This is a genomic window from Methanofollis fontis, from assembly GCF_004297185.1.
Taxonomy (GTDB): Archaea; Halobacteriota; Methanomicrobia; order Methanomicrobiales; family Methanofollaceae; genus Methanofollis; species Methanofollis fontis.
In genome coordinates this window covers 560,993-584,522 of the sequence record NZ_PGCL01000001.1, presented here as the reverse complement: position 1 = coordinate 584,522, position 23,530 = coordinate 560,993, and the positions used below count along the sequence as shown (strand labels likewise).

Genomic DNA, 23,530 nt, shown 5'->3' with positions numbered 1-23,530 from the left:
GATTTAACAGAATAATCAAAAATTAATAAATTTGGAAATTTTTTCTCTGGGCAGCCATTATATATCAGAATGTGCGACTATTGAATCGAGTGCCTTCGATCCGAGGGATGCACTGGAGCAGAGATGAGACCGGAAGAACAGAACCCGGAAAGCGAGATGCCGGCATGGGACACCGATCAGAGTGACATCGGTGGACCGGAGGGGCGGATCATCAGACCGCTCCTCTCCGCTATATCTCTCCCTGCTGCAATTGCAGATCAGAACGGGACGATCCTGCTGGCAAATCACGGAATGGCGGAGATCACCGGCATCATCGTGACGGAGCTGGTCGGGCATTCGATCGAGGGGATTTTTCACCTTGAAACCCGATCGGACTGCTCCTTTTCAGCTCTGGTCCATGACATGGAATCACTGAATGCGGGAACCGGGGAGATCTCATGCACCCTGAGGGGCATCGGGGGATCGTTGATCGGATACGACGTTTCGCTGGCCCCGCTCTCTCCCCCCGGGGGAGACCTTTACCTCTTCACCCTCAGGGAGCGTATCCCGGACGACGACGAGATCCTCACGGACGCATTGACACGGCGCCGCCTGGAAGTGCTCAACCGGATCATCACGGTTGCGGGAAGGGCAGACGGGCTGCAGACCCTCCTCCAGGGCGTGCTTGAAGAAACACTGCACCTGCTCTCCTTCGACGCCGGAGGGATCTATCTTCTGGGAGAGGCCGGCAGGGCGGAGGTGGTCTGCGAGTCCGGGGTGCCGCTGGCGTTTCTGTCCGAAGTCAGGGAGGTGGACGTGAACTCGCCCCCCTATGACCGCATATTCGGCGAGGGTCAGGCGATCTATACCGAGAACTATCCGGCGATCTCGCCCGAACGGGCAGCACAGTTCGGGTTCGCCTCGCTCGCCAGCGTTCCGATCTTCGAGCATGACCAGATCTTCGGTGCCATCAATGTGATCAACAGGCGGCGCCACCTCTTCCGTGCCGATGAGCGGCGCACACTCGAGAGCATCGGACGGGAGATCGGCGGGGCGATCCGGCGGATGAAGATCGAAGAGGAACTGAAAAAACAACAGCAGAACCTGCAGACCCTTTTTGACGGCATGGTCGATCTCATCTTCGTGATCAGCCGTGACGGCCATGTGCTGGCGACGAACCGTTCGGTCCAGGCAACCCTCGGCTACACCGCCGAAGAACTCAAGGGAATGCCGCTCCTCAACCTCCATGTGCCCGAACGCCGTGCTGAGGCGGAGCAGAACTTCGGCGAAATGCTTGCCGGGACAAAGACCATCTGCGCCGTCCCGATCATCGCAAGGGACGGGCGCGTCATCGAGGTGGAAAGCCGGGTTTCTGTTGGGATGTGGGAGGGCGAAGAGGCCTTTTTCGGTCTGACCCGCGACGTATCGGCGGCAGAAGAGGCGAAACATGCACTGAAACGCCGGGATCGCATCCTTGAAGCGGTCAACTTCGCCGCCGGGCAGCTCCTCGGCTCCTCCTCCTGGAAGGAGGAAATCGGTTTGGTGCTCAGCGATCTCGGCGAGGCGGCGGAGGCGAGCAGGACCTACATCTTCGAGAACAGCACCGACCCCCGGACCGGCGAGATCCTGATGAGTCAGCGCTGGGAATGGACAGAGGATGGTGTTTCGGAGGAGATCGACAATCCCGATCTCCAGAACCTTCCCTACGACCCGACCGCCACGCGCTGGGCAGAAGCGCTCTCGAAGGGAGGGATGATCTCAGGGGCCGTCCGCACATTCCCTGCCCTGGAACGCGCATATCTCGAGCCGCAGGGGATACAGGCACTCGTGGTCGCCCCGATCCATGTGGGACGGAGATGGTTCGGCTTCATCGGCTTCGATGACTGCCATGACGAGCGGCACTGGTCAAACGCCGAGATCGAGGCCCTGCAGGCGGCAGGACGGATCATCGGCCTCGCCATCCAGCGTGAGATGGATGAGGAGATGTATCACAACCCGGTCGAACACTCCCTCATCGGAGTCTACGTTGTCCAGAACGGGAGGATCGGCTACGCCAACCCGGCCCTGGCGCATATCCTGGGGTATGAGCACGAAGACAAACTCCTGGACCTCTCCATAGCAGAACTCATCGATCCCGCCGACCGGGAACGCTGGGAGGAGTTCGTCGCCACCCCCGACCGACCCTTCCAGACCGGGATCCGCTGCAGGAAACCGGACGGCGAAGTGCGCTTTCTGGAGGCGATCGGGTCTCCGATCACCTTCAGGGGGGCCCCCGCGTGTGTCGGGACGCTGATGGACGTTACCGAGGAGAAGAGGGCCAGGGAGGCCCTGATCGAGAGCGAGGAGAAGTTCAGGGCGATCTTCAACAACGCCACCGACGGCATTTCCCTGAACGTGGTCGAGGAGGGGTTGAGACCGGGAGAGTTCACCGAGGTGAACGAGAGTCTCTGCACAATGCTCGGCTACACCAGGGCAGAACTCCTCTCATCCTTCCTCTATGATATCGTCGACAGCGAGCGGACCGACATTGCGGCCATCATGGAGAGACTCGCCGCCTGCGGGCGGTGCCAGTTCGAGGCGGTGCTCCGCACCAGTGGGGGGGAGAGGGTGCCGGTGGATGTCAGGGCCCACATGTTCAGCCTCAATAACAGACAGGTGATCCTCTCGATCATGCGGGACATCAGGGAACGCATCCAGATGGAAGAGAGGGCGGTTGAGGCGTTCAGGAGGATTGAAAGGAATATGGAGCAGTTTGCAGTCCTCAACGACCAGATCCGAAACCCCCTCCAGGGCATCATCGGGCTTGCCGCTCTCGAGGATAGCCCCAACATGGAGCAGATCATCTCACTCGCCCGGGAGATCGACCGCATCGTCACCCTCCTGGATCAGGGCTGGGTGGAGTCTGACAAGGTCAGGGAAGTGCTCAAACGCCACTATGGCCTTTACAAAGAGCAAAATAACACAGAATTCGATAAAAATTAATTGAAAAGGTTTCAATCGGCGAGGTCCATCTCGATCCCGCCGAACCATCCGGCAGCCACATTGTAGAGCAGTGCCACAAGGGCGCCGGCGATGAAGCCGACGACCGCATAGACGATGGTGACAAAAATGATCACCACGAGGCCGCCTGCCCCGTGCATCGCCGCACTGCCGATGGCGCCACCGTCAATCCCCCGGGCGACACCGGTGACGCCGGTGAAGAGGATCCAGAGCACGCTCAGGACGAGTCCAATCACGAGGCTGATCGCCGCATTGATCCGGGCGACCGACACAATTCCAAAGCGCTGTATCACTGCCACATTTTTACATTTCGACGCCGTTGAGAATGAACCTGCCGATTCCCGGCACCAGAGCGTGTAGATCCATCACAACCCACAAATACCAGATGTTAGATATCCATAACAAAATGTGATCTATTTCACACATGAGGCGATATGAAGACACGTTACATCCTCTTCATGGGGATCACCGGAGCGGCGTTTGCACACTGCACGGAGGGGGCATGAACCGACGCTACCACCTGTGGATCGCCTTCGGCCTCCTTTTCATCACCATAGGGGTGATCCAGCACCTCAGCGGCACGGGCTCTGATGCCACCACCGGCATGTTCGTCACCACTGGCGCGGTGGTGCTCGTCTTCGCGGGCACGCGGGCGATGCGGAAGGACGAAGGTCCGGAACAGGACGAGCGGACCCGGCGGATCGGCGCCTACGGGATCACATACTCCTGGTTTGTGACGCTCCTCTATCTCTTCGTCCTCTTCTGGGTCCAGAACCTCGGCGTCATCGCCCTCTCCTCATCCGACGTCATCCTATCTTCGATCCTGTTGATGGCGATCTCGGCGCGGCTGTTTCAGTGGTGGTTCTTCAGGCGGGGAGATGTGGAATGAGAAGGCCCGACCTCCTCATCCTCGCCGGGGCGCTGATCCTGGCGAGCGGGCTCTTGATTCTCGTGTCCTGGCCGATTTCAGAGAAGTCATGGCCCTCGATGCTGATGATCACCGGCACGGGCATCGGGTTCCTGGTCGGAGGGTTCCTCTGGAGACACCGCTCCGGCGACGGACCTGAACAGGACGAGCGCACCGATGGGATCACGAGCGCAGGGTTCAGGTACTCCTGGTATGTCACGTTTGCGGGCATGCTCCTCCTCGCCTCGATCGGCCCCTTCATCCCGCTCGATGCACCACTCAACCTCTATATCGCCATCGTCCTGATGGTGGCAAGCGCCATCGCATTTCAGGGATATCTCTCCCTGCGGGGGGACGAGTGGTGATCTCCACCAGAACAGGCATCGCCGTCAGCACCGCCGGTCTCCTCCTCGCCCTGACCGGACTCACCCTGGCATGGTCGGGGGCGGTCGGGGAGACGGATCCGGCATCCCTGGTGCCGGTGCTCGCCGGGGGCGTGCTGATCCTCCTCCCGGCAGTCCTCAGGACATGGTCAGAAGACCAGAACCGCCTGCCGAAGCGGTCAACCCGCATCATATGGTGCGCCGCCGTCATCGCCGGAACCCTCGTGGGAGGAGGCATCCTCTCCCTCTGGCTGACGACGGCCGGGGACCCGAAACTCCATAACCTCGCCTCACCGGTGCTTGCGGCATGTGCAGGCGTATTCATCATGGTAATTCTGGAAAAAACAGCGATACGAATACTCGAACACAGGACATGACCATCATGGACATAATCAGCATCGAACACCTGCAGAAGGGGTTCAAAGGGAGAGAGGTGCTCAGGGCGGTCACCTTCTCGGTCAAAAAGGGCGAGGTCTTCGGCTTCCTCGGCCCGAACGGCGCCGGCAAGACGACGACAATGCGCTGCCTGCTCGGCCTCCTCCGCCCGGACGGGGGTACGGCCACCGTCTTCGGCGAAGACCTGGCCCGGTCGGACGGACTGCGCCGGAAGGTGGGGGTGCTCCTGGAGAACGACGGGCTCTCCGACCGCCTCACGGCCCGGGACAACCTGGACTACCACGCCCGCCTCTACGGCGTCCAGGAACGAGAGAGGCGTATCGAGGAGATCCTGGAGTTCATCGGACTCTCTGATCGCCAGAACAGTCTGGTGGGAACCTACTCCACCGGCATGCGCCGGAAACTCGGGATCGGCCGCTCGATCCTCCACACCCCGGAGGTGCTCTTCCTGGACGAACCCACCTCCGGCCTCGACCCCGAGGCGCAACGGATGGTCAGGGACCTGATCCTGGAACTCTCGCGGGAGGAGGAGATGACCGTCTTCATCAACTCTCACAACCTCGACGAGGTGCAACGGGTCTGCTCCAGCGTGGGCATCCTCCACGACGGGAGGCTGCGGGCCTTCGACCGGATCGAACGCCTCAGGGAGGACGGCGGCGGCAGGGTCAGGATCGTGCTCACCGACCCCCCCTCCGCAGAGGAGGCGCTGCGGACGCTCACCGCCATGCCGGGCATCGGTCCCGCCGACCGGGACGGCGAGGAGGTCACGGTCCATCTCGAGGGCACCGGTGTCCCGGCCATTGTGCGGACACTCGTCGAAAAGGGATGCGCCATTGAGGAGGTCGTCCAGGAACGCCGCTCCCTTGAGGAGATCTATCTCTCGGTGGTGCGGCAGGCGGAGGGGTCCGCATGAAGAACGTCCTCACCGTCATGCAGAAAGAGGCGGCGCTGGTCCTCCATTCCCGCCAGCTGATCCTCTCGGCCGTAATGATCACCATCGTCTTCTCGGCCACGGCGGCCCCGGCCGTCCTCGAAACAGGGGACAGTCGCTTCGAGGCCATGATGATCATGATCCTCACCGTCATCGGTGTTTTCATGGGCTACATCTTCTCCGCAGAGGTGTTCCTGCGGGAAAAGAAGGAGGGGACGATCGAGACCCTGCTCTGCACACCCCTCTCGCTCAGGGAGATCTGGGCCGGGAAGGTCGCCGGCATCGCCCTGCCGGCATGGCTGTTCACTCTCGCCGCTGCGGGAATCATGAGCGGCGGGGCCTCGGCACTCGCCGGCGCCCCCGTGCTCCCCTCCGGGCCGGTCGTCCTCCACGCCCTGGTCGCCGTGCCCGCCCTGACGGCGGTCGCCGTGGGGCTGCTGGGGTTCGTGCAGCTCCTGCTCGGCATGAGGGAGAACCAGATCATCAACATGGCGGTGATCTTCTGCGTGATCTTCTCCTTCTCGCTCATCGCCGGCCTCACGGAGAGCGGTCTGGCGGTGACCTGGGAGACCGAGGGAGTGGTCATTGCCGCTTCCGCCCTGCTCCTCCTCCTGGTCGGATGGGCGACGCGTTACCTGGACCGCGAGCGGATCGTCACCACCATCCCCTAGATTGGCATGAAAACAAGAATCCGGGAGTATCGGGCATTGCAGGGACTCACGCAGGGGGAACTCGCCATAGCAGTGGGCGTCCGCCGCGAGACGATCGTGTTTCTCGAGAAGGGGAAGTACAACCCCTCGCTGAAACTTGCCTGGCGGGTTTCAAGGGCCCTCGGCGCCGGGATCGAGGACCTCTTCATCTTCGAGGAGGAGGATGCCGGATGACGAGCGCCGACCACCCCCTCAGGGGGCTGGAGAAGAGGCGCTGAAGACCGACCATGCCGCCCCGAGAAGGGGCGCCCGACCCCCGAGGGTGCTGACCCGGATCTCCGGGAGCGGGAGATAGCGGTCGATATGCGGGAGCATATGCCCGATGAGCAGGCGTCCGTGGGCCTGCGCCAGCGGACCGTCCAGGACGATCACCTCCGGCGCATAGGCGACGATCAGGTCGGAGATCCCCCGGGCATTCACCTCCCCCAGGGCCTCCATGAACAGAGCGGCAACAGGGTCGCCCGCCTCCGCCGCCTCCAGGATGCCGCGGCTCGACGAGGCATCAAACGCCGGTATGACGCCCTTTCGTTCACACCAGGCTGTACAAAACCGCGGCATGCCGCTCCCTGAGGCATACCCCTCCCAGTGGCCCCGGTGCCCGCAGCCGCAGGGGAGGGCGAGGTCGCCCTCCACAAACAGGTGCCCGATCTCCCCGGCATTCCCATCCCTGCCGCTCAGGAGGCAACCGTTCACGATCGCACCCCCGCCGATCCCGGTGGAGAGGGTGACATACACCAGATCCCCGATCCCCTGCCCGGCACCCTGCCAGTGCTCCCCCAGGACGCCGGCCCGGCAGTCGTTCAGGAGCGTGACCGGGAGGCCGAAACGCTCCCGCAGGGGTCCGGTGAGGCAGACCTCGTCAAACGCCATATTCGGCGACCCCACGATCGCACCTCTCCCCGGATCGAGCGGACCGGCGGCGGCGATACCGATCCCCTGCACGCCACCACCGTCCAAAAGGGCGGCGATCATCCCGAACACCGCATCGGTGACAGCATCGCCGGACGGACCGCTCCGGGGTGTCGTTCTGACCAGGTGCCGGCGGACAGTGCCGTCCCGTTCCACCACCGCCGCCCTGATATGCGTGGCGCCGACGTCCGCCGCCACCACCGCATCCCCTGACAGACCCGCATCCATGCCGCTATTATGGGTACGGCGGCTCTTCAGGCTTCCGCTCCCCGAGCAGGACGGCGATCTCGGCCCGCACCTCATTGAGCAGGTCGTCCCGGTTCTCCCGCGTCACTACAAACACCGACAGATCCGGGCGCGCCTTGATCCCCTCGATGAACTCGTCGCCGTGAAGCGCCGCCGTCGCCACCACCGGCACCGGTCCGTCGAGGAGTTCGAGCACCAGACGGCGAAAATCGGCCGAAAGGCACTCCATTCGCCCTATCTCATCGATGACGACCAGGCGGGCCTCCGGGGAATCAAATGGTGTCGCCGCAAGGAAACCCTCAAACACCGGGATGTTGACACCATAGGACCCGACCCTGCCATGCCCCCGTATTCCCCGGTGGGCAAAGAGCGCCCGGCGCCCGTCAAGGCCGGCGATCTGAAAACCCATTCGTTCTCCCCCCTCTCTCATCTCCTCAGTGAAAAAACCGACAGCCCCGGGAAAACTCTTCACCGCCCGGCGGAGAAGCGTCGTCTTCCCGCTCGCCGGCGCCCCGGTGATCAACAGATTCTTCTTCATCATATCCTCACCCCCCTTCCGGAGACGGGAAACCTATGTCCCGCCCCCGTCCTCTCTTCTCTGGACCGTCATCTCGCACTGCCCGTCCCCCATACAGCGCGACCTGACGAACCGCAGGGTAAACTCGCTGTTCAACGCCTCTACCGCCGATAGGGCATAGGGGAGACACCATGAGAAGCCGACGGCCTCGTCTCCCCCGCTCCCCCGGATCATCCCGCAGAACGGGCAGCCCTTCATGACGATCGTGGCCGAGTCTTCAGAGGCGGAAAGGACCGTGATCCTGAAATCCGGCCCGAACAGGACGAGTGTGCACGCCCTGAACGTTTCGCAGACCTCCTCCGCATCGCCCACAGGCAGACCGAAGGTGCGCGCGATATCCCCCACCTCCTTGCCGAAGGCATACCAGACCATCTGCTCGCGTTCCTCGAGCGGTCCCTCCTCTCGGAGGGCGCGGGAGTAGAGGGAAGGCAGCAGGGCGGCGGCACGGGCGGCAGAGCGCCACCGCGCCATCAACGGGATATCCTCGATCAGATCATGCGCCATGCATAGACCTCATATCCGGGAAAAGAAAATGGATGCGGTGATTGAACCGGTTACTGTCCCGGTTCTATCCGGATCTCGCACCTCTCATCCCCGACACACATCCCGCTCCGATGCGAGACGGCATACGCCGGGTTCAGGGCCCCGACCGCACCCGCCGCATATGCCCTGCAGGGGCCGCAATTGGAACGGGGGTCCACACCCATCTCCTGCGCCCGCGTGCACATGGGGCACGAGGTCACGGCGATCTCGGCGCAGTCGCGATTCCGTGCAACCCTCACCTCTCCCTGCAGTTCAGGGCCGAGAAGAAGCGTCGAGATCGTGCTGTAGGCATTCGCTACATCCGCCGCATTTTTCAGGGGCATATTGAACCCCTTTGCAAGTCCGATCTGCTTTTTTCCAGCCTCAAGCCAGATATCAGCAACCATCCCCCCAAAGTCCTCGCCGATGCGCTCCCGCATCGCCTTATCGAAGGCGAAGGGCATCGCCGTTGCCAGCCGCGTCGCCAGCGTCCAGCGCAGTTCGGCGGGGATCTCCTCGATACCGACCATCTCTCTCACCTCCAGAGCGCCGCACCGCAGATGGCGGCGCCGGATTATTATACAGATCCAATATATATAATGTGACCCGGACCCACAACACCCATTACCTCCCGGACAGAATCACTGCCATGGATGAGGGCCAGATCAGGGGTGTTCTCCTGGACATCGACGGGGTGCTCTATGTAGGAGACAGGGCGGTTGAGGGCGGAACAGAGACGATTGCATGGCTCCGGGACGAGGGGATCCCGTTCAGGTGCGTCTCCAACACCACACGCCGCTCCCGGCGCTCCATCGCCGCACGCCTGGGGGACCTCGGCTACGACATCACGGAATCGGAGATCTTCAACCCCCCCATCGGCGCCATCCGGCATCTCCAGGGCAGGACCGCATTTCTGCTCACCACCGGCGACGTCGCCGACGACTTCCTCTCCGGAGGGATCACGCTCGTCAGGAACGAGGCGGAGGCCGTCGTGATCGGCGACGCCGGGGACAACTTCACCTACGAACACCTGAACGCCGCCTTCCGGATGATCCTCGACGGCGCCGCCATCATCGCCCTCGAGAGAGACCGCTACTGGATGGGGGGCGACGGACTGATGCTCTCTGCGGGTCCATTCGTGGCGGCGCTCGAGTACGCCACCGGTCGGCAGGCTACCGTCGTCGGCAAACCGGCCCCTGAGTTTTTCCTGGGCGCCCTCCAGGAGATCGGCGTCGATCCGGCCGGGGCGCTGATGGTCGGGGACGACATCAGGACCGATATCGACGGTGCACGGGCCGTGGATATGAATACGGCACTGGTGCAGACCGGAAAGTTCAGGCAGGAGGTCTATGAGGCATCAGGCACCCGTCCGGACCACCTGATCCCATCGATCGCCGCTCTTCCCGACCTCGTCAGGCGAACCTATATATAAGGGGATCAGAATATCGCCACATCGAGAGCGGGGGGATCAGGATCAGGGAGCAGAGGGACCGGATGTCCGAACCGGACATCCCCAAAGGAAACAAGCATTTTTTTGCAAACAGGCATGTAATCGCCACCGTCATCGTGATCACCCTCCTCTTCACCGGGGTTCTTGTAGCATCCGGGATCGTTTCCTTCATCAGGCCGATGGCGATCTACCCGTCCATCACGCCGATCGCCACGGACGGCGGGACCGAGGAATCAGAGTTTATCTTCCCCTTCGAGGAGATCCGCTACCGCCTCCGCATGCCGGTGGACGTCACCGTCTACAGCGGGGCGCGGACCGGTTCAAAGAGCGCCATCCTCTATGGGGATATCCCGGACGAAGAATGGATGCCAGGGTATTACCGTGCGTTCATCGACGATCCACACCAGGAGAGCCTCTACAGCGGATTGCTCTCCGCCTTCTCAGGGATCAGAGATGAACAGGCCCTCGATTCCGACCGCTACCTGGAGATGATCACCGCATTCGTCCAGTCCATCCCCTATGAGACCCATCCCGAGGGTGCACCCCCGAAGTTCCCGGTGGAGACGATCACCGAACGGACCGGCGACTGCGACGACAAGAGCCTCCTGCTGGCCGCCCTGCTCACACGGGCCGGCTACGACGTCGCCCTGCTGGACTTTCTTGCCGATGCCCACATGGCCGTCGGCGTCAGGAGCAAGGAGAACAGTTACGGATCGACCGGCTACGCCTATATCGAGACGACCGCATTCAATTTTGTCGGGGACGTCCCGGAAAACCTGGCAGACGGGGTTCACCTGACCGGCGAACCCCTGGTGATCCGGATCGGCGAGGGCAACACCACCTATGGTGCCGGATCGCAGACGGCATCTATCATCGAGCGAGAGATGGAGGCGCGGGCGGTGATCGAGGAGGTCGGCCCGGGCGTGGCCGAACACTCGGCGAGACTGCAGGCGGCCGAAGAGCGCCTCAGGAAGGAACGCGAGGAGATCGAATCTCTGCTCTCATCAGGACAGACCGTTCGCTACAACACCCTTGTTCCAGGATACAACAGTCAGGTTGCGGCATATAACCAGGACCTCGGCACATACGGAACCGAGGCTGCATACTACGACCGGGCGGTGAGGATCTACAACTATATTGTAGGGCACCGCTATGACCGGCAGGGCACCTATGAGTGGCTCCGCTCCAACCCCCTCCAGCCCTGATCACACGCAGATCATGCAGGGGAGCGGCGCCGGGCACGACCGCCGCTCTGCATGGTGCGGCCTCGCCATATAGGTGACCTTCGACATCTGGCTTTTTCTGAGCACCACAGGATAGGTTCGGGCGCGTTCTGCAATGGCAGAGAAGGTTGTATCTTCCATGTTCAGAGAATGAACGCGGGGGTATATCTACCGGAGCCGGGGGCGGTGTGAAAGTGTTCCGGCACCTGCCGTCGGGTGGCCGTTCCCACACGCTCCAGACAAAGAATGCAATTTAAGGCCAGAATGGGAGAGATTTCTTCAGGAAAAAACCGGCACCCGGAGCCGCAGAATACCATTTCCGACAAGTGTTTAACACCACGCGTTCATATATAGCGGATACACCGAACCGTTCACATTGAAACGGTTTTCCCGCACCGTCCTCAACGCCGATTGCGCTCACCACCAGACCGGGCAGGCGCCATCAGGGGGGCAATGGGCGGGCCATATCATCCTGGAGGATATCAATGCTTACAATCGAGAAACTGAGGGTCAGGGTCGGCGGCCGCGAGGTGCTCCACGACATCGATCTGCGGATCAATGACGGCGAGACGCATGTGCTTATGGGCCCCAACGGATCGGGCAAGAGCACCCTGCTGATGACCATCATGGGGTTTGGCAACTACGAGGTCACCGGCGGCCGGATCACCTTCAAAGGAGAGGACATCACGCACCTGCCCATCCATGAACGGGCTGAGCTGGGCATCGGCATGCTCTTCCAGCGCCCGCCGACGATCGCGGGGCTCAAACTCGGCAAGCTCCTCACGGCCGTCGCCGGCGGAAAGACCGGGGACATCCCGGCGCATGCCCGCCTGGTGAACATGGAGGGCTTTTTAGAGCGCGACATCAACCAGGGCTTCTCCGGCGGCGAGATCAAACGCAGCGAGGTGCTGCAATTGATGGTCCAGCGCCCCGACTTCGTCATGCTCGACGAACCGGAAAGCGGCGTGGACCTCGAGAACATCTCGCTGATGGGCGAATCCATCGCGAAACTCCTCCAGAAAGACCAGCACATCGTCAACCGGCAGAAGAGCGGGCTGATCATCACCCATACCGGCTATATCCTCAACTATCTGGAGGCCGACTTCGGGCATGTGATGATCGACGGCACCATCCGCTGCCACGGCAACCCCCGCGAAATTCTGAGCGTGATCAAGGAGAAGGGATACAGGGAGTGTCTTGCATGCCAGCAGATATGAACGAGTTTTACGAACTGCCCGAAGAGGAGCAGGAACGCCTCACCCAGACCGGGCTTGAAGTCGGGCTGGAGAACCGCTGCGGTAGTTTCTTCCAGATGGACCAGGAGATCCTCCAGACCACCTGCTCGGCCGAGGGCGTGGAGGTGCTCGCCATCGAAGACGCCCTGAAACGCTACGACTGGCTGGAAGAGCGCTACTGGAATGCGGTGCCAAAGGACAAGGACAAATATACCGAGTTCGTTGCCGGACAGGAGCACCCGAAGGGCGTCGTCGTCATCGCCCATGAGGGCACCCGCACCGTCTATCCGGTGCAGGCCTGCCTGTATATGGCCGGCGAACCGGTCCAGACCGTTCACAACATCATGATCGCCGAGGAGGGCGCCGAACTCCATGTGATCTCCGGGTGCGCCAGTGCCGGCGGAGCGAAGAGCGGATCGCATCTCGGCGTCACCGAGATCTACGTCGGCAAGGACGCCCGGATCACCTCGACGATGATCCACAACTGGAACCCCAACGTCTCGGTCTTCCCCAGGACGGCGACCGTCGTCGAGGAGAACGGCGTCTTCATATCCAATTACGTCTGCATGCAGCCCGTCTCGCGGATCCAGATGTACCCGCAGGTGACGCTGAAGGAGAACGCTGTCGGGCGATTTTCCTCGATCGTGGTGGCAAAACCGGGATCGCACTTCGACCTGGGCTCACGCGCCATCCTGCACGGCAGGGGGAGCAGCGCCGAACTGATCACCCGCGCCATCACCAGCGGCGGGACGGTCATCTCCCGCGGCCATGTGCTCGGTGAGACGGCCGAGACGAAGGGGCACATCGAGTGCAAGGGGCTGATCCTGAAGGACGGCATCATCCACGCCATCCCGGAGATCGAGGGCCGGGTCACCGGCACCGACCTCTCGCACGAGGCGGCGGTCGGCAAGATCGCCCGCGACGAGATCGAGTACCTGATGGCCCGCGGGCTGGACGAGGAGGAGGCGACGGCCACAATCATCCGGGGCTTCCTGGACGTGCGGATCGAGGGACTGCCAGCGGTCCTCCAGAAGCAGATCGACGCGGCGATCGACGCCGCCGAGTCAGGGTTCTGAACCGATGAAACGGGACGAGAGGATTGAACGGCACCGCATGGTGGAGCACCAGATCCGGGACCGCGGCGTCTCGGACGAGAGGGTGCTCACCGCCATGGAGGCGGTGCCCCGCCACCTCTTCGTCCCGCCCGACCTGCAAAACGTCGCCTACGGCGACCATCCCCTCCCGATCGGGGAGGGGCAGACGATCTCGCAGCCTTATATCGTGGCGGTGATGACCGAACTCCTCGCCATCGGCCCCGGCGACCGGGTGCTGGAGATCGGGACCGGGAGCGGCTATGGGGCGGCAGTCCTCGCCCGTCTTGCCGATGAGGTCTGGAGCATCGAGCGCATCCCGGCGGTGGCGGCGCAGGCCAGAGAAAACCTCCGGGCCGCCGGCGTGGAGAACGTCCATGTGGTCGTCGCCAACGGCACCCTTGGCCTCCCCGACCGGGCGCCCTTCGACGGCATCATCGTCACCGCCGCCACCCCGTCCGTCCCCGACCCCCTCTTCGAGCAGCTCGCCGACGGCGGGCGCCTCGTGGCGCCGGTGGGGGGGCGTGACCTCCAGTACCTGATGCGCTACACCCGGCACGGAACCGATATCAAACAGGAATCCTGGGGGGGCGTGGTCTTCGTCCCCCTCATCGGCGAATACGGCTGGGAGGATTGAACCATGTATTTTGACGTTACCAGAGAACTCTCCGAGAATATCCTGATCTTTCCGGGCGGCGATCCCCCCCCGGCATTCACGACCGAGGACCATGGCGCCTACCTGCTCACCCTCCTCTCCCTCTCGACCCATACCGGCACCCATATCGACGCCCCGTCCCACTATCTCAAGGACGAGCGCACGGTGGACCGGATCGATCCTGACCGCCTCATCGGCCCCTGCCGGGTCGTGGACCTCGGCACCGTCAGATCGATCGATGTAGCAGACCTCCGCGGCCGGGTGGAGGGGGCAAGCCGCATCCTCCTGAAGACCCGTTTCTCCGGGGAAAAGACGTTCAGCCCCGACTTCCCCCACCTCACCCCCGCAGCGGCGGCCTTCCTGGTCGAGGCGGGGATCGTCTGCGTCGGCATCGATTCACCCTCGATCGAGGGTTTTGAGGGCGACGGCAGCGTGCACCGTAGCCTGCTGGACGAGGATATCGCCATCATCGAACTCCTCGACCTCTCGGCCGTCCCGGAGGGAGAGTATATGATGACCGCACTCCCACTCCGTCTGAAAGGGCTGGACGGTTCTCCGGCCAGGGTGATCCTCACCGACCGGGGACCGCACGTGAGGTGACCCCATGAACCTGATCGCAACAGCAGTTAAAAAACTCGAAGAGACGGTGGAGCATTCCGGGTGCGAGGAGGGGGCGGTTTCGCTCTCGCGCTCCACCACCATCCCGCTCTGCCAGTACCCCCGCGGGGTCTGCATCGAGGCGCGGTTCGGCGACCGGCGCGCCCATGTGGTGACGCCTGAACCAATTCAGGCGTGCACGAAGGTTTCGTTTATGTTCGGGGCACCACTCGAACGTCCAATAGAGCGGAGCGCCGCCTGCGCCATCATAAACGCCGTCAGCGGCTTTTTTTGTATCAACAGACGGCTGAACGCCTGCACCGAGACCGATCACACCCGATGCAAACAGGCCCTTGCAGCAGAACTCCGGGGGAAGACGGCGTTCGTGGCCGGGTCCAGCCGCACCCTCCCCGAGGATGCGGGGATCGCCTACACCGACGACCCGGCCGCGGCCGATGTGGTGCTCGTCACCGGTCCCGGCCTGATCGAGGCCGACGCCCTTGCCGCCGTCGAGGGCGCCCTCCAGGACCGACGGGTAATCTTCCTGGGCCCATCGACGGCCGGCGTCGCAGCCCTGCTCAAACACGAGCACTGGTGCCCGTACGGCCACTGAAACGGGGCTGCCCAAATCCCCAAACCTCATATTCTGTGAGGGTGCAGTACCACCCATGCTTTTCGGCTCTTCAGGGATCAGGAGAGAGTATACGGGATCGTTTGCCGATCTCGCCGTGCGGGTCGGTGCTGCCGCCGCTGCCGGCGCGGGATCGGCGGTGGTCGGTATGGACGCCCGCACCACCGGCCCGCTTCTTGCCGATGCGGTGGCGGCCGGCATCCTCTCAGCAGGCGCAGATGTCTACCGCTGCGGGATTGCACCCACACCGACCGTTGCCTGCGCCGCCCGGGAGCACGGCTTCGGGGCGATGATCACGGCCTCGCACAACCCCGAGGAGTACAATGGGATCAAACTCCTCAACCCGGATGGCTCCTCCTTCACCTCCGTCCAGCAGCGGGAGATGGAGGAGGCGATCGACGCCGACCACTGGCAGGGGTGGCGGGAGCAGGGCACCATTCGAGGGATCGACGCCATATCCCTCCACACCGCCGCAATTCTCCAGAGCGTCACGCCTCCTGAAGGGCTCGGTGTCGTCGTGGACTGCGGGAACGGCGCCGGCAGTGTGATCACCCCGTCCCTTCTCGCCGGTGCCGGGGTACCGGCCCTCTGCCTGAATGCACACACACAGGGGAAGTTCATCCGTCCCTCAGAGCCCCTCGAGGCGCACCTGCCCTACATGCCCGCAATGGTCAGGAAGCGGGGGGCGGCACTCGGCATCGTCCACGACGGCGATGCAGACCGGATGATGGCCTTCGACAACAGGGGGCGGTACATCGGTGGGGACCACCTGCTCATGCTCTTCGCCCGCTATCTCGGCGCCGACCGGGTGGTCACCACCGCCGATGCCTCGATGGCGATCGAGGAGGTGGCCGAGGTGCACCGCACACCGGTCGGCGACACCTATGTTTCCGAAGAACTCCTGAAATGGGGCGATTTCGGCGGCGAACCATCAGGAGCATGGATGTTCCCGAAACATTCCCTCTGCCCGGACGGCATCTACGCCGCAGCGCTTCTCACGGAGATCGCCGGCGAATGGGACATCGCCGCCGAGATCGACGGCATGCCCTCCTACCCGATCCTGAGGGAGTCGATCCGGATCCCGGATGCACGGGCGGCAGTCACGGCCCTCGGCGCCGATGTCCCGACCGACGGCGTCCGCATTCAGGAGGAGGACGGCTGGTGCCTGATACGGGCGAGTGGAACCGAACCCAAGGTGCGCTTCACCGCGGAGGGGCGCGACGCCGCCGCCGCACAGCGGATGATGGAAGAGGGGCGGGCCCTCCTGAGTCGTGCACGCCGGGAGGAGGCATGATGGAGGCCGTCATCCTGGCGGCAGGGGAGGGCACCCGGATGCGGCCCCTCACCGCAGCCCGCCCGAAGGTGATGCTCCCGCTCGCAAACAGCCCGATGCTCGAACACCTGATCTGTGCCGTCCGCGATGCCGGGATCACGTCCATCGTGCTGGTCGTCGGCTATGGCGAACGGGAGGTGCGCGAGTGGTTCGGCGACGGCGCCCGCCTGGGCGTTTCGATCCGCTATGTCGTCCAGCGCCGGCAGCTCGGCACCGCAGACGCCCTCAGGACCACAAAAGGTCTGGTCAGCGAACGCTTCCTGATGCTCAACGGCGACATGATCGTCGGAGCCGAGGACCTGCGGGCGCTCGCCGCCACTCCGGCGCCCTGCATGGGCGTCCACGAGTCCGACCACCCGCAGGACTTCGGGGTGGTGACGGTCGAAGGGGAGCGGATCACCGGCCTCGAGGAGAAATCGCCGCAGCCGAAGAGCAACCTGATAAACGCCGGCGTCTATCTCTTCGAGCCCGAGATCTACGAGCGGCTTGAACGGGTGCCCCTCTCCGGACGGGGCGAATACGAACTCACCGACGCCCTTGACGATTATATCGCCGAGGGGCGCCTCTCGGCATACACCCTCTCCCTCTGGATGGACGTCGGCGCCCCCTGGGACCTCCTGGACGCAAACGCCACCCTGATGGACGGTATGGAGCCGGAGATCCTGGGGACGGTCGAGGAGGGCGTCGTGGTCCATGGCAAACTCATCGTCGGAAAAGATTCGGTCGTGAAGGCCGGCACCTACATCGAGGGCGACTGCATCATCGGCGAGGGCGCCATGATCGGGCCGCACGCCTATATCAGGGGCTCAACGGCGATCGGGGACCGCTGCCATATCGGCCACTCGGTGGAGATCAAGAACTCCATCATCTTTCCGGAGACGAAGATCCCGCACTTCAACTATATCGGCGATTCGGTGATCGGGAGTTATTGCAACTTCGGGGCCGGCACCAAGGTCGCAAACCTCAGGCACGACCACGGCACCATCCGGATCAACGGCAAATCAACCGGGAGACGGAAGTTCGGGGCGATCATCGGCGACCACGTCCTCTTCGGGATCAACTGTTCGGTGAATGTCGGAAGCGTCATCGGGAGTTACTCGCTCATCGGCCCGCACTCCCTTGTCGAGGGGACACTGAAGGACCGGACGGTGATCCGGTAGGGAGATGGTACACATGCAGGCAGTCATTCTTGCAGCAGGGGAGGGGCGGCGCCTCCGCCCCCTCACCCATTCGATGCCCAAGGCGATGGTGCCGGTCGCAAACCGGCCGATCATTGAGTATATCATCAGGGCGCTTGAAAAGAACGGGATCCGGGAGATCATCGTCGTCGTCGGCTATAAAAAGGAGCAGGTGATCCGTCACTTAAACAGCCTGGATATCCCGGTGCGGGTGGTGGTGCAGGAGCGCCAGCTCGGAACGGCCCACGCCCTGAAGTGCGCCGCACCACTGATCACCGGCGACTTTCTGCTGCTCCCCGGCGACAACTACATCGACACGGCATCGATCGCACGGATCATGAAGGAGAAGAACGCCGTGCTGACATGGGACCACCCCCACCCCTCCAACTTCGGGGTGCTCACCATCAGGGACGGGTATGTCAGGGAAGTGATCGAAAAACCGGATGAGGCACCGGGTTTCACCGTCTCCACCGGTATCTTCTCCCTCACCCCATCCTTCCTCCCCTATCTCACCAAGAACGAGATCCCGGACGCCGTCAACGCCATGATCGCAGACGGAAAAAGCCTCAGGGCCGTTCCTGCCGAGGACTGGCAGGACGCCATCTACCCCTGGGACCTGCTCCGCCTCAACTCCGCCCTCCTCAGGGAGATCAGGCAGGAGCGGGCCGGACAGATCGGGTCCTCGGTGGTGATGCGGGGGGCGGTCTCGATCGGAAAGGGTACGACCATCGGCCCGAACACCACCATCCTGGGCCCGGTCGTCATCGGGGACGACTGCCGGATCGGCCCGAACTGCGTGATCATGCCTGAAACCAGCATCGGATCACGGGTGGAGGTCGAACCCTTCACGATGATCGCCCACTCCCTGGTCCTGGACGACGTGCGGATCAGGTCCCATGCGCGTCTATCTGATGCAGTCATCGGGATCGGGTCGGAGATCGGGGACCACTCCACAACCATTCCCTACCGGACCATCTTCTCGATCGAGGGAGAGATGATCAGGGCTGGTTTCGGGGCGATCCTGGGAGACAACGTCAGGACGGCTCCGTTCTGCATCCTGAAGAACTGCATCGTCGGGAACGAGGCCCGTATCGATGACGGAAAGACGGTCTATGGCGAGGTTCCCGATGGCGCAAGAATCTTATAAGAGTTGAGGTGAATACTGGATGTTGTTTTTCGTGAGGGGAGAGACGTGTGCGGGATAGTGGGGTATATCGGCTGGAGGGACGCCGCACCTCTGGTTGTCGAGGGCTTAAAACGCCTTGAATATCGCGGCTATGACTCGTTCGGAGTCGCAACCGAGAACGGCGAGATCCGCGTTGTAAAACGGAGTGGACGGATCTCAGAGAACGGCGCCGATATCACCGCTCTCGGTGGCACCATCGGGATCGGGCACACCCGCTGGGCGACCCACGGGGTGCCCAACGACACCAACGCCCACCCCCATACCGACTGTTCGGGCAGGATCGCCGTGGTGCATAACGGGATCATCGAGAACTATGCGGTGCTGAAACGTAAACTCATCGAAAACGGGCACCGTTTTGCGAGCGAGACCGACACCGAGGTGATCGCCCATCTGGTGGAGGAGCACCACCGCGGCGACCTGCTGGCGGCGGTCACGGAGGCGGTGCGCCACCTGGAGGGTTCATATGCCATCCTGGTCATCGCAAAGGACGACACCCGGATCATCGCCGCCCGCAAGAGCAGTCCCCTCGTGCTCGGGATCGGCGACGGCGAGACCCTCTGCGCATCAGATATCACCCCGCTGCTCGACCACACCGAGCGGGCGGTTTACCTGGAGGACGGGGATATCGCCGCCCTCACCCCGGCACGGATCGACGTCTACCATGACGGCGTGGCGGTCGAGCGGGCGGTCAACCATATCACCTGGAGTGTCGACGACGCCAAGAAGGGCGGTTTTGAGCACTATATGCTCAAGGAGATCTACGAACAGCCGCAGGTGTTCTACAACACCATCAAGGCGCTCGAGAAGGACTCCCGCCTCTCCATGCTCAGGATCCCCTCAGAGATCACCGTGGCCGCCTGCGGCACCTCCTACCATGCCTCCATGGCCTTCCGCTATCTCGTCCAGGAGTACACCACCAAACGCCTCTCGGTGGAACTGGCCTCCGAGTTCAAATACTACACCCCACCGGTCCGCGACATGGTGATCGGGGTGACCCAGTCCGGCGAGACCGCCGACACACTGGCGGCGATCGAGGCGGCGAAGGCGAGGAACTGCCCGACCCTGGCGGTCACGAACGTGCTCGGGAGCTCCATCACCCGCAGCGCCGACTGGACCGTTTTCATGTGTGCGGGCCCTGAGATCAGCGTCGCCGCCACAAAGTCGTTCACGGCGCAGCTCGCCGTGTTCATGGGCATGGTGAACGTGATGGCGGACGGGCGGTTCACCGAACCCCTCGCCCACGCCCACCGCTCCATCGAACGGGTGCTCTCGACCGACCTGGAGGCGGCGGTCGGGCTGCTCGGCAGCGCCACCGGCATGTTCTATGTGGGACGCGGGGTGTTCTACCCGGTGGCCCTGGAGGGCGCCCTGAAGATGAAGGAGATCTCCTACATCCATGCCGAGGGGTATGCAGCCGGCGAACTGAAGCATGGTCCGTTCGCCCTCCTCTCCACCGAGACCCCGGTCGTCGCCATCTGCATCCCGGGGCAGACCTACGGGGTGATGCTCTCCAACATCAAGGAGATGAAGGCGCGGGGCGCTCCGATCATCGGCATCGGGGTCGAGGGCGACACCGAGGTCGAGAGTGTCGTGGACGTCTTCGTCACGGTCCCCGAGGACCACCCGATGGTGCAGGCGGTCACGGTCTCGGTGGTCCTGCAGCTGCTGGCCTACCACACGGCGAACGCTTTATGCCGTGACATCGACAAACCAAGAAACCTGGCAAAGAGCGTGACCGTCGAATGACAGAATATGGCACAAACAGCGTGGGCGAGGGCGCACGCATCTTCGAACCGGTGACCCTCGGGTTTCCTTCCAGGGAACGGCTCGGACAGACGGATTTTACCGGGACCGTCATCGGCAAAAACGCCGTTCTCAGGAGCGGGACGATCATCTACTGCGACGTGGAGATCGGTGACGACTTCTCGAGCGGGCACAACGTGATGATCCGTGAGCATACGAAGATCGGCGACCGGGTGGCCGTCGGCACCTCGACGGTGATCGAGGGGGAGTGCTCGATCGGGAACGACGTCTCCCTCCAGAGTATGGTCTATATCCCGACCAATACCATCCTCGGGAACAGCGTGTTCATCGGGCCGAACGCCGTGCTCACGAACGACCGCTACCCGCCGCACGGCAGACCGCCCCTCCAGGGCCCGGTGATCAAGGACAATGTCTCGATCGGGGCCGGAGCGGTGATCCTCCCGGGCATCACCATCGGCGAGGGGGCGCTCGTCGCCGCCGGGTCGGTGGTCACCCACGACGTCCCGGCCCGCATGATGGCGATCGGCACCCCGGCGCGCTTCGTCGACCTCCCGGAGAAGATGCTGGAGTAGGCATGGCGGTGCCGATCGCCCGACCCACTCTTGGACCTGAAGAAGCGGAAGCGGTGCAGGAGGTGCTCGAGTCCGGTATGATCGCCGCAGGCAAGAGGGTAGCCGATTTTGAAGACCGCTTCGCCGCCTGCTGCGGCGTCACCCATGCCGTGGCCGTCAACTCGGGTACGGCCGCCCTCCATGCCGCCCTGCTGGCCGCCGGCATCGGTCCCGGGGACGAGGTGATCGTCCCCTCCTTCTCCTTCATCGCCACCGCAACGGCGGTCTCGATGTGCGGCGCCCGCCCCGTTTTCGCCGATGTGGAGCCCGAACGCTATACGATCGATCCGGCCTCTGCGGCGGCGCTCGTCACCGAGCGGACGAAGGCCGTGATCGGTGTCCACCTCTACGGTCAGGTCTGCGACGCACCGGCGATCGCCAACCTCTGTGCGGACAGCGACCTCATATTTATCGAGGACGCCGCCCAGGCCCACGGCGCATCCCTGGACGGGCGGAGGGCCGGATCGATCGGCGATCTCGGCTGCTTCTCCTTTTATGCCACCAAGAACATCACCACCGGGGAGGGCGGGATGGTGACGACAGCGGACGACGACTACGCCGCCCGCCTCCGCCGGATCATCAACCACGGCCAGTCAGAGAAGTATCTGCACACCGAACTCGGCTACAACTACCGCATGACCGATATCGCCGCCGCCATCGGGCTCGTCCAGCTGGACCGCCTCGACGGCTTCAACCGGCGGCGGCAGGAGACGGCGGCATACTACTCCTCCGGGATCGATTCTCCCTGGCTCCATACGCCCTCGACGGCCCCAGGGGCGGGGCACGTCTTCCATCAGTACGTCCTGCGGGTGGAGGACAGCGCACCCCTGGAACGTGACGGCCTGATGGCGCACCTCCGCCTGAAGGGGATCGGCACCGCCGTCCACTACCCGGTGCCGATCCACCGCCAGCCCCTGTATATCGGGCATACCGCCTCCTGTCCGGTGGCCGATGCCCTCGCCGCCTCGGTCTTCTCCATACCGGTCCACCCGACGGTCACGGACGAGGACCGCACCCTGATCGTCGACACCCTGAACGAGGTGGCCTGATGGACGCAGGCGTGATCGGCACCGGGGCGATGGGGCAAAACCACGTCCGGGTCTACACCGAGCTCAAGGAGGTCGGCACCACCTATGTCTACGACCTGAACCTGGAGGCGGCATCCGACGTCGCCGCTCGGACCGGCGCCGAGGTCTGCACGTCCATCGATGAACTCTTCAGGAAGGCGGAGTGCCTCTCAGTCTGCGTCCCGACCCCCCACCACTTCTCCACCGCCCGACGCTGCATCGAGGCCGGGGTCCACACCCTCATCGAGAAGCCGATCTGCCTGACGGCGGCGGAGGGGGAGGAACTCATCCCCCTGATCCCCGAAGGGGTGACGGTCGGCGTCGGGCATATCGAACGCTTCAACCCGATCATCCCGGAGATCGCCAGAATCGTTCGGGATCCCCTCTACGTGGCATTCCACCGCCACAACCCCGCCTCCGCCCGGGTGAGCGGGTCCTCGGTGGTGGAGGACCTGATGATCCATGACATTGATATCGCCTTCAACCTCTTTTTCCCGGGCCGTGAGTATGCCATCGCCGCAGGTGGGACAGGGGACGTGGCAGCGGCGCTCGCCACCTTCGATACAACGCCTGTCTACCTCTCGGCGTCCAGGAAGGCCTCGAAGAAGGTGAGGAGCATCTATATCGAGGAGGAGAGCCGGACGGTCGAGGCCGACTACATGACGCAGGAGATCTATGTCTACCGTAAACCCAGCGAGTACGGGTTGGAAGACGGCCTCTACCGGCAGGAAAACATCATCGAGAAGGTGCTGGTGAACAAGGTTGAGCCCCTGAAGACCGAACTCCAGACCTTTGTCAGGTGCGCAACGGAGGGCGTGCCCTTCCCGATCACGCCCGATGAGGGGGTGCTGAACCTCCGGGTCTGCGAGGAGATCGGGCGGCGCCTCCCCCGCTGATCCGCAACCGACGCCTACTTGTCCACCGGGAGCTGACTACTCTTCAGATTCCG

The 23,530-nt window shown here is 63.3% G+C and carries 27 protein-coding genes; 21 read left to right on the top strand and 6 right to left on the bottom strand.

What is annotated here, in order from left to right; all coding sequences use genetic code 11:
• Nucleotides 1–123: 123 nt before the first annotated feature.
• A complete protein-coding gene (locus CUJ86_RS02885) occupies nucleotides 124–2,961 on the top strand; it encodes a PAS domain S-box protein (RefSeq protein WP_130646044.1) in 2,838 nt (945 codons plus the stop codon).
• Nucleotides 2,962–2,972: 11 nt separating this feature from the next.
• Here the strand turns inward: CUJ86_RS02885 and CUJ86_RS02880 are convergent, their stop codons facing one another.
• The gene (locus CUJ86_RS02880; protein ID WP_130646043.1) at nucleotides 2,973–3,278 is read right to left on the bottom strand and encodes a hypothetical protein; all 306 of its coding nucleotides are present in this window, start codon (nucleotides 3,276–3,278) and stop codon (nucleotides 2,973–2,975) included.
• A gap of 203 nt (nucleotides 3,279–3,481) precedes the next feature.
• On the opposite strand from CUJ86_RS02880, the gene CUJ86_RS02875 reads away from it, so the two are divergent.
• From CUJ86_RS02875 to CUJ86_RS02850, 6 genes are read left to right on the top strand one after another with little or no spacing between them, the layout of a single operon-like run.
• Complete coding sequence (locus CUJ86_RS02875; RefSeq protein WP_130646042.1) at nucleotides 3,482–3,868, top strand: hypothetical protein; 387 nt, start codon at nucleotides 3,482–3,484, stop codon at nucleotides 3,866–3,868.
• Nucleotides 3,865–4,251 carry a hypothetical protein gene (locus CUJ86_RS02870; protein ID WP_130646041.1) on the top strand — a complete coding sequence of 129 codons (387 nt, stop codon included), beginning with the start codon at nucleotides 3,865–3,867 and terminating at the stop codon, nucleotides 4,249–4,251. The genes CUJ86_RS02875 and CUJ86_RS02870 overlap by 4 nt, the downstream gene beginning before the upstream one ends.
• Nucleotides 4,248–4,646 carry a hypothetical protein gene (locus CUJ86_RS02865; RefSeq protein ID WP_130646040.1) on the top strand — a complete coding sequence of 133 codons (399 nt, stop codon included), beginning with the start codon at nucleotides 4,248–4,250 and terminating at the stop codon, nucleotides 4,644–4,646. Before CUJ86_RS02870 ends, CUJ86_RS02865 begins: the two co-directional genes overlap by 4 nt.
• Nucleotides 4,647–4,651: 5 nt before the next feature.
• Complete coding sequence (locus CUJ86_RS02860) at nucleotides 4,652–5,578, top strand: ABC transporter ATP-binding protein (RefSeq protein WP_207231373.1); 927 nt, start codon at nucleotides 4,652–4,654, stop codon at nucleotides 5,576–5,578.
• Entirely contained in the window at nucleotides 5,575–6,267 is a 693-nt protein-coding gene (locus CUJ86_RS02855) for an ABC transporter permease subunit (RefSeq protein ID WP_130646039.1), read from the top strand. The genes CUJ86_RS02860 and CUJ86_RS02855 overlap by 4 nt, the downstream gene beginning before the upstream one ends.
• Before the next feature lie 6 nt (nucleotides 6,268–6,273).
• Complete coding sequence (locus CUJ86_RS02850; protein WP_130646038.1) at nucleotides 6,274–6,480, top strand: helix-turn-helix transcriptional regulator; 207 nt, start codon at nucleotides 6,274–6,276, stop codon at nucleotides 6,478–6,480.
• Nucleotides 6,481–6,498: 18 nt separating this feature from the next.
• On the opposite strand, the gene CUJ86_RS02845 is transcribed toward CUJ86_RS02850, so the two are convergent.
• The 4 genes from CUJ86_RS02845 to CUJ86_RS02830 are packed head-to-tail and all read right to left on the bottom strand — an operon-like array spanning nucleotide 6,499 to nucleotide 9,090.
• Nucleotides 6,499–7,443 carry an ROK family protein gene (locus CUJ86_RS02845; RefSeq protein WP_130646037.1) on the bottom strand — a complete coding sequence of 315 codons (945 nt, stop codon included), beginning with the start codon at nucleotides 7,441–7,443 and terminating at the stop codon, nucleotides 6,499–6,501.
• A 7-nt stretch (nucleotides 7,444–7,450) separates the two neighbouring features.
• The gene (locus CUJ86_RS02840; protein WP_130646036.1) at nucleotides 7,451–8,002 is read right to left on the bottom strand and encodes a nucleoside-triphosphatase; all 552 of its coding nucleotides are present in this window, start codon (nucleotides 8,000–8,002) and stop codon (nucleotides 7,451–7,453) included.
• A 30-nt stretch (nucleotides 8,003–8,032) separates the two neighbouring features.
• The gene (locus tag CUJ86_RS02835; protein WP_130646035.1) at nucleotides 8,033–8,542 is read right to left on the bottom strand and encodes a hypothetical protein; all 510 of its coding nucleotides are present in this window, start codon (nucleotides 8,540–8,542) and stop codon (nucleotides 8,033–8,035) included.
• Between the two features lie 50 nt (nucleotides 8,543–8,592).
• Nucleotides 8,593–9,090: a hypothetical protein gene (locus tag CUJ86_RS02830; RefSeq protein ID WP_130646034.1), complete on the bottom strand. Its 498-nt coding sequence runs from the start codon at nucleotides 9,088–9,090 to the stop codon at nucleotides 8,593–8,595.
• A 119-nt stretch (nucleotides 9,091–9,209) separates the two neighbouring features.
• Between CUJ86_RS02830 and CUJ86_RS02825 the strand changes: the two genes are divergently transcribed.
• Both CUJ86_RS02825 and CUJ86_RS02820 read left to right on the top strand, forming a co-directional pair.
• Nucleotides 9,210–9,992 (top strand): TIGR01458 family HAD-type hydrolase, encoded by a 783-nt coding sequence (locus tag CUJ86_RS02825; protein WP_130646033.1) that lies wholly within the window; start codon nucleotides 9,210–9,212, stop codon nucleotides 9,990–9,992.
• Nucleotides 9,993–10,054: 62 nt separating this feature from the next.
• Nucleotides 10,055–11,215, top strand: a complete 1,161-nt coding sequence (locus CUJ86_RS02820; RefSeq protein ID WP_130646032.1) for a hypothetical protein — start codon at nucleotides 10,055–10,057, stop codon at nucleotides 11,213–11,215.
• Here the strand turns inward: CUJ86_RS02820 and CUJ86_RS11760 are convergent, their stop codons facing one another.
• The gene (locus CUJ86_RS11760) at nucleotides 11,216–11,374 is read right to left on the bottom strand and encodes a hypothetical protein (RefSeq protein WP_165394746.1); all 159 of its coding nucleotides are present in this window, start codon (nucleotides 11,372–11,374) and stop codon (nucleotides 11,216–11,218) included.
• A gap of 344 nt (nucleotides 11,375–11,718) precedes the next feature.
• On the opposite strand from CUJ86_RS11760, the gene CUJ86_RS02815 reads away from it, so the two are divergent.
• Genes CUJ86_RS02815 through CUJ86_RS02760 form a run of 12 tightly spaced genes read left to right on the top strand, consistent with a single transcriptional unit; the run spans nucleotide 11,719 to nucleotide 23,477 of the window.
• Complete coding sequence (locus CUJ86_RS02815; RefSeq protein WP_130646031.1) at nucleotides 11,719–12,450, top strand: ABC transporter ATP-binding protein; 732 nt, start codon at nucleotides 11,719–11,721, stop codon at nucleotides 12,448–12,450.
• Entirely contained in the window at nucleotides 12,435–13,544 is a 1,110-nt protein-coding gene (locus CUJ86_RS02810; protein ID WP_130646030.1) for a SufB/SufD family protein, read from the top strand. The genes CUJ86_RS02815 and CUJ86_RS02810 overlap by 16 nt, the downstream gene beginning before the upstream one ends.
• Before the next feature lie 4 nt (nucleotides 13,545–13,548).
• On the top strand, nucleotides 13,549–14,196 hold the full coding sequence (locus CUJ86_RS02805) for a protein-L-isoaspartate(D-aspartate) O-methyltransferase (protein WP_130646029.1): 648 nt from the start codon (nucleotides 13,549–13,551) through the stop codon (nucleotides 14,194–14,196).
• A 3-nt stretch (nucleotides 14,197–14,199) separates the two neighbouring features.
• Nucleotides 14,200–14,814 (top strand): cyclase family protein, encoded by a 615-nt coding sequence (locus CUJ86_RS02800; RefSeq protein WP_130646028.1) that lies wholly within the window; start codon nucleotides 14,200–14,202, stop codon nucleotides 14,812–14,814.
• A gap of 4 nt (nucleotides 14,815–14,818) precedes the next feature.
• Nucleotides 14,819–15,424, top strand: a complete 606-nt coding sequence (locus CUJ86_RS02795) for a hypothetical protein (protein ID WP_130646027.1) — start codon at nucleotides 14,819–14,821, stop codon at nucleotides 15,422–15,424.
• Between the two features lie 55 nt (nucleotides 15,425–15,479).
• Nucleotides 15,480–16,736 (top strand): phosphopentomutase/phosphoglucosamine mutase, encoded by a 1,257-nt coding sequence (locus CUJ86_RS02790; RefSeq protein ID WP_130646026.1) that lies wholly within the window; start codon nucleotides 15,480–15,482, stop codon nucleotides 16,734–16,736.
• Nucleotides 16,736–17,935: a bifunctional sugar-1-phosphate nucleotidylyltransferase/acetyltransferase gene (gene glmU, locus CUJ86_RS02785; RefSeq protein WP_165394764.1), complete on the top strand. Its 1,200-nt coding sequence runs from the start codon at nucleotides 16,736–16,738 to the stop codon at nucleotides 17,933–17,935. The genes CUJ86_RS02790 and glmU (CUJ86_RS02785) overlap by 1 nt, the downstream gene beginning before the upstream one ends.
• A gap of 13 nt (nucleotides 17,936–17,948) precedes the next feature.
• Complete coding sequence (gene glmU / locus CUJ86_RS02780; RefSeq protein ID WP_165394745.1) at nucleotides 17,949–19,100, top strand: bifunctional sugar-1-phosphate nucleotidylyltransferase/acetyltransferase; 1,152 nt, start codon at nucleotides 17,949–17,951, stop codon at nucleotides 19,098–19,100.
• Between the two features lie 45 nt (nucleotides 19,101–19,145).
• Entirely contained in the window at nucleotides 19,146–20,885 is a 1,740-nt protein-coding gene (gene glmS / locus CUJ86_RS02775) for a glutamine--fructose-6-phosphate transaminase (isomerizing) (protein WP_130646023.1), read from the top strand.
• Entirely contained in the window at nucleotides 20,882–21,475 is a 594-nt protein-coding gene (locus CUJ86_RS02770; RefSeq protein WP_130646022.1) for an N-acetyltransferase, read from the top strand. The genes glmS and CUJ86_RS02770 overlap by 4 nt, the downstream gene beginning before the upstream one ends.
• A gap of 2 nt (nucleotides 21,476–21,477) precedes the next feature.
• The gene (locus CUJ86_RS02765) at nucleotides 21,478–22,563 is read left to right on the top strand and encodes a DegT/DnrJ/EryC1/StrS family aminotransferase (RefSeq protein WP_130646021.1); all 1,086 of its coding nucleotides are present in this window, start codon (nucleotides 21,478–21,480) and stop codon (nucleotides 22,561–22,563) included.
• Complete coding sequence (locus CUJ86_RS02760; protein WP_130646020.1) at nucleotides 22,563–23,477, top strand: Gfo/Idh/MocA family protein; 915 nt, start codon at nucleotides 22,563–22,565, stop codon at nucleotides 23,475–23,477. The genes CUJ86_RS02765 and CUJ86_RS02760 overlap by 1 nt, the downstream gene beginning before the upstream one ends.
• Nucleotides 23,478–23,530 lie beyond the last annotated feature (53 nt).

What these genes read in the sequence shown, in the direction of transcription:
- CUJ86_RS02885 (WP_130646044.1), top strand. Translation starts at nt 124, where the DNA reads ATGAGACCGGAAGAACAGAACCCGGAAAGCGAGATGCCGGCATGGGAC.
- CUJ86_RS02875 (WP_130646042.1), top strand. Translation starts at nt 3,482, where the DNA reads ATGAACCGACGCTACCACCTGTGGATCGCCTTCGGCCTCCTTTTCATC.
- CUJ86_RS02870 (WP_130646041.1), top strand. Translation starts at nt 3,865, where the DNA reads ATGAGAAGGCCCGACCTCCTCATCCTCGCCGGGGCGCTGATCCTGGCG.
- CUJ86_RS02860 (WP_207231373.1), top strand. Translation starts at nt 4,652, where the DNA reads ATGGACATAATCAGCATCGAACACCTGCAGAAGGGGTTCAAAGGGAGA.
- CUJ86_RS02855 (WP_130646039.1), top strand. Translation starts at nt 5,575, where the DNA reads ATGAAGAACGTCCTCACCGTCATGCAGAAAGAGGCGGCGCTGGTCCTC.
- CUJ86_RS02850 (WP_130646038.1), top strand. Translation starts at nt 6,274, where the DNA reads ATGAAAACAAGAATCCGGGAGTATCGGGCATTGCAGGGACTCACGCAG.
- CUJ86_RS02845 (WP_130646037.1), bottom strand. Translation starts at nt 7,443, where the DNA reads ATGGATGCGGGTCTGTCAGGGGATGCGGTGGTGGCGGCGGACGTCGGC.
- CUJ86_RS02840 (WP_130646036.1), bottom strand. Translation starts at nt 8,002, where the DNA reads ATGATGAAGAAGAATCTGTTGATCACCGGGGCGCCGGCGAGCGGGAAG.
- CUJ86_RS02835 (WP_130646035.1), bottom strand. Translation starts at nt 8,542, where the DNA reads ATGGCGCATGATCTGATCGAGGATATCCCGTTGATGGCGCGGTGGCGC.
- CUJ86_RS02830 (WP_130646034.1), bottom strand. Translation starts at nt 9,090, where the DNA reads ATGGTCGGTATCGAGGAGATCCCCGCCGAACTGCGCTGGACGCTGGCG.
- CUJ86_RS02825 (WP_130646033.1), top strand. Translation starts at nt 9,210, where the DNA reads ATGGATGAGGGCCAGATCAGGGGTGTTCTCCTGGACATCGACGGGGTG.
- CUJ86_RS02820 (WP_130646032.1), top strand. Translation starts at nt 10,055, where the DNA reads ATGTCCGAACCGGACATCCCCAAAGGAAACAAGCATTTTTTTGCAAAC.
- CUJ86_RS11760 (WP_165394746.1), bottom strand. Translation starts at nt 11,374, where the DNA reads ATGGAAGATACAACCTTCTCTGCCATTGCAGAACGCGCCCGAACCTAT.
- CUJ86_RS02815 (WP_130646031.1), top strand. Translation starts at nt 11,719, where the DNA reads ATGCTTACAATCGAGAAACTGAGGGTCAGGGTCGGCGGCCGCGAGGTG.
- CUJ86_RS02810 (WP_130646030.1), top strand. Translation starts at nt 12,435, where the DNA reads ATGCCAGCAGATATGAACGAGTTTTACGAACTGCCCGAAGAGGAGCAG.
- CUJ86_RS02805 (WP_130646029.1), top strand. Translation starts at nt 13,549, where the DNA reads ATGAAACGGGACGAGAGGATTGAACGGCACCGCATGGTGGAGCACCAG.
- CUJ86_RS02800 (WP_130646028.1), top strand. Translation starts at nt 14,200, where the DNA reads ATGTATTTTGACGTTACCAGAGAACTCTCCGAGAATATCCTGATCTTT.
- CUJ86_RS02795 (WP_130646027.1), top strand. Translation starts at nt 14,819, where the DNA reads ATGAACCTGATCGCAACAGCAGTTAAAAAACTCGAAGAGACGGTGGAG.
- CUJ86_RS02790 (WP_130646026.1), top strand. Translation starts at nt 15,480, where the DNA reads ATGCTTTTCGGCTCTTCAGGGATCAGGAGAGAGTATACGGGATCGTTT.
- glmU (WP_165394764.1), top strand. Translation starts at nt 16,736, where the DNA reads ATGGAGGCCGTCATCCTGGCGGCAGGGGAGGGCACCCGGATGCGGCCC.
- glmU (WP_165394745.1), top strand. Translation starts at nt 17,949, where the DNA reads ATGCAGGCAGTCATTCTTGCAGCAGGGGAGGGGCGGCGCCTCCGCCCC.
- CUJ86_RS02770 (WP_130646022.1), top strand. Translation starts at nt 20,882, where the DNA reads ATGACAGAATATGGCACAAACAGCGTGGGCGAGGGCGCACGCATCTTC.
- CUJ86_RS02765 (WP_130646021.1), top strand. Translation starts at nt 21,478, where the DNA reads ATGGCGGTGCCGATCGCCCGACCCACTCTTGGACCTGAAGAAGCGGAA.
- CUJ86_RS02760 (WP_130646020.1), top strand. Translation starts at nt 22,563, where the DNA reads ATGGACGCAGGCGTGATCGGCACCGGGGCGATGGGGCAAAACCACGTC.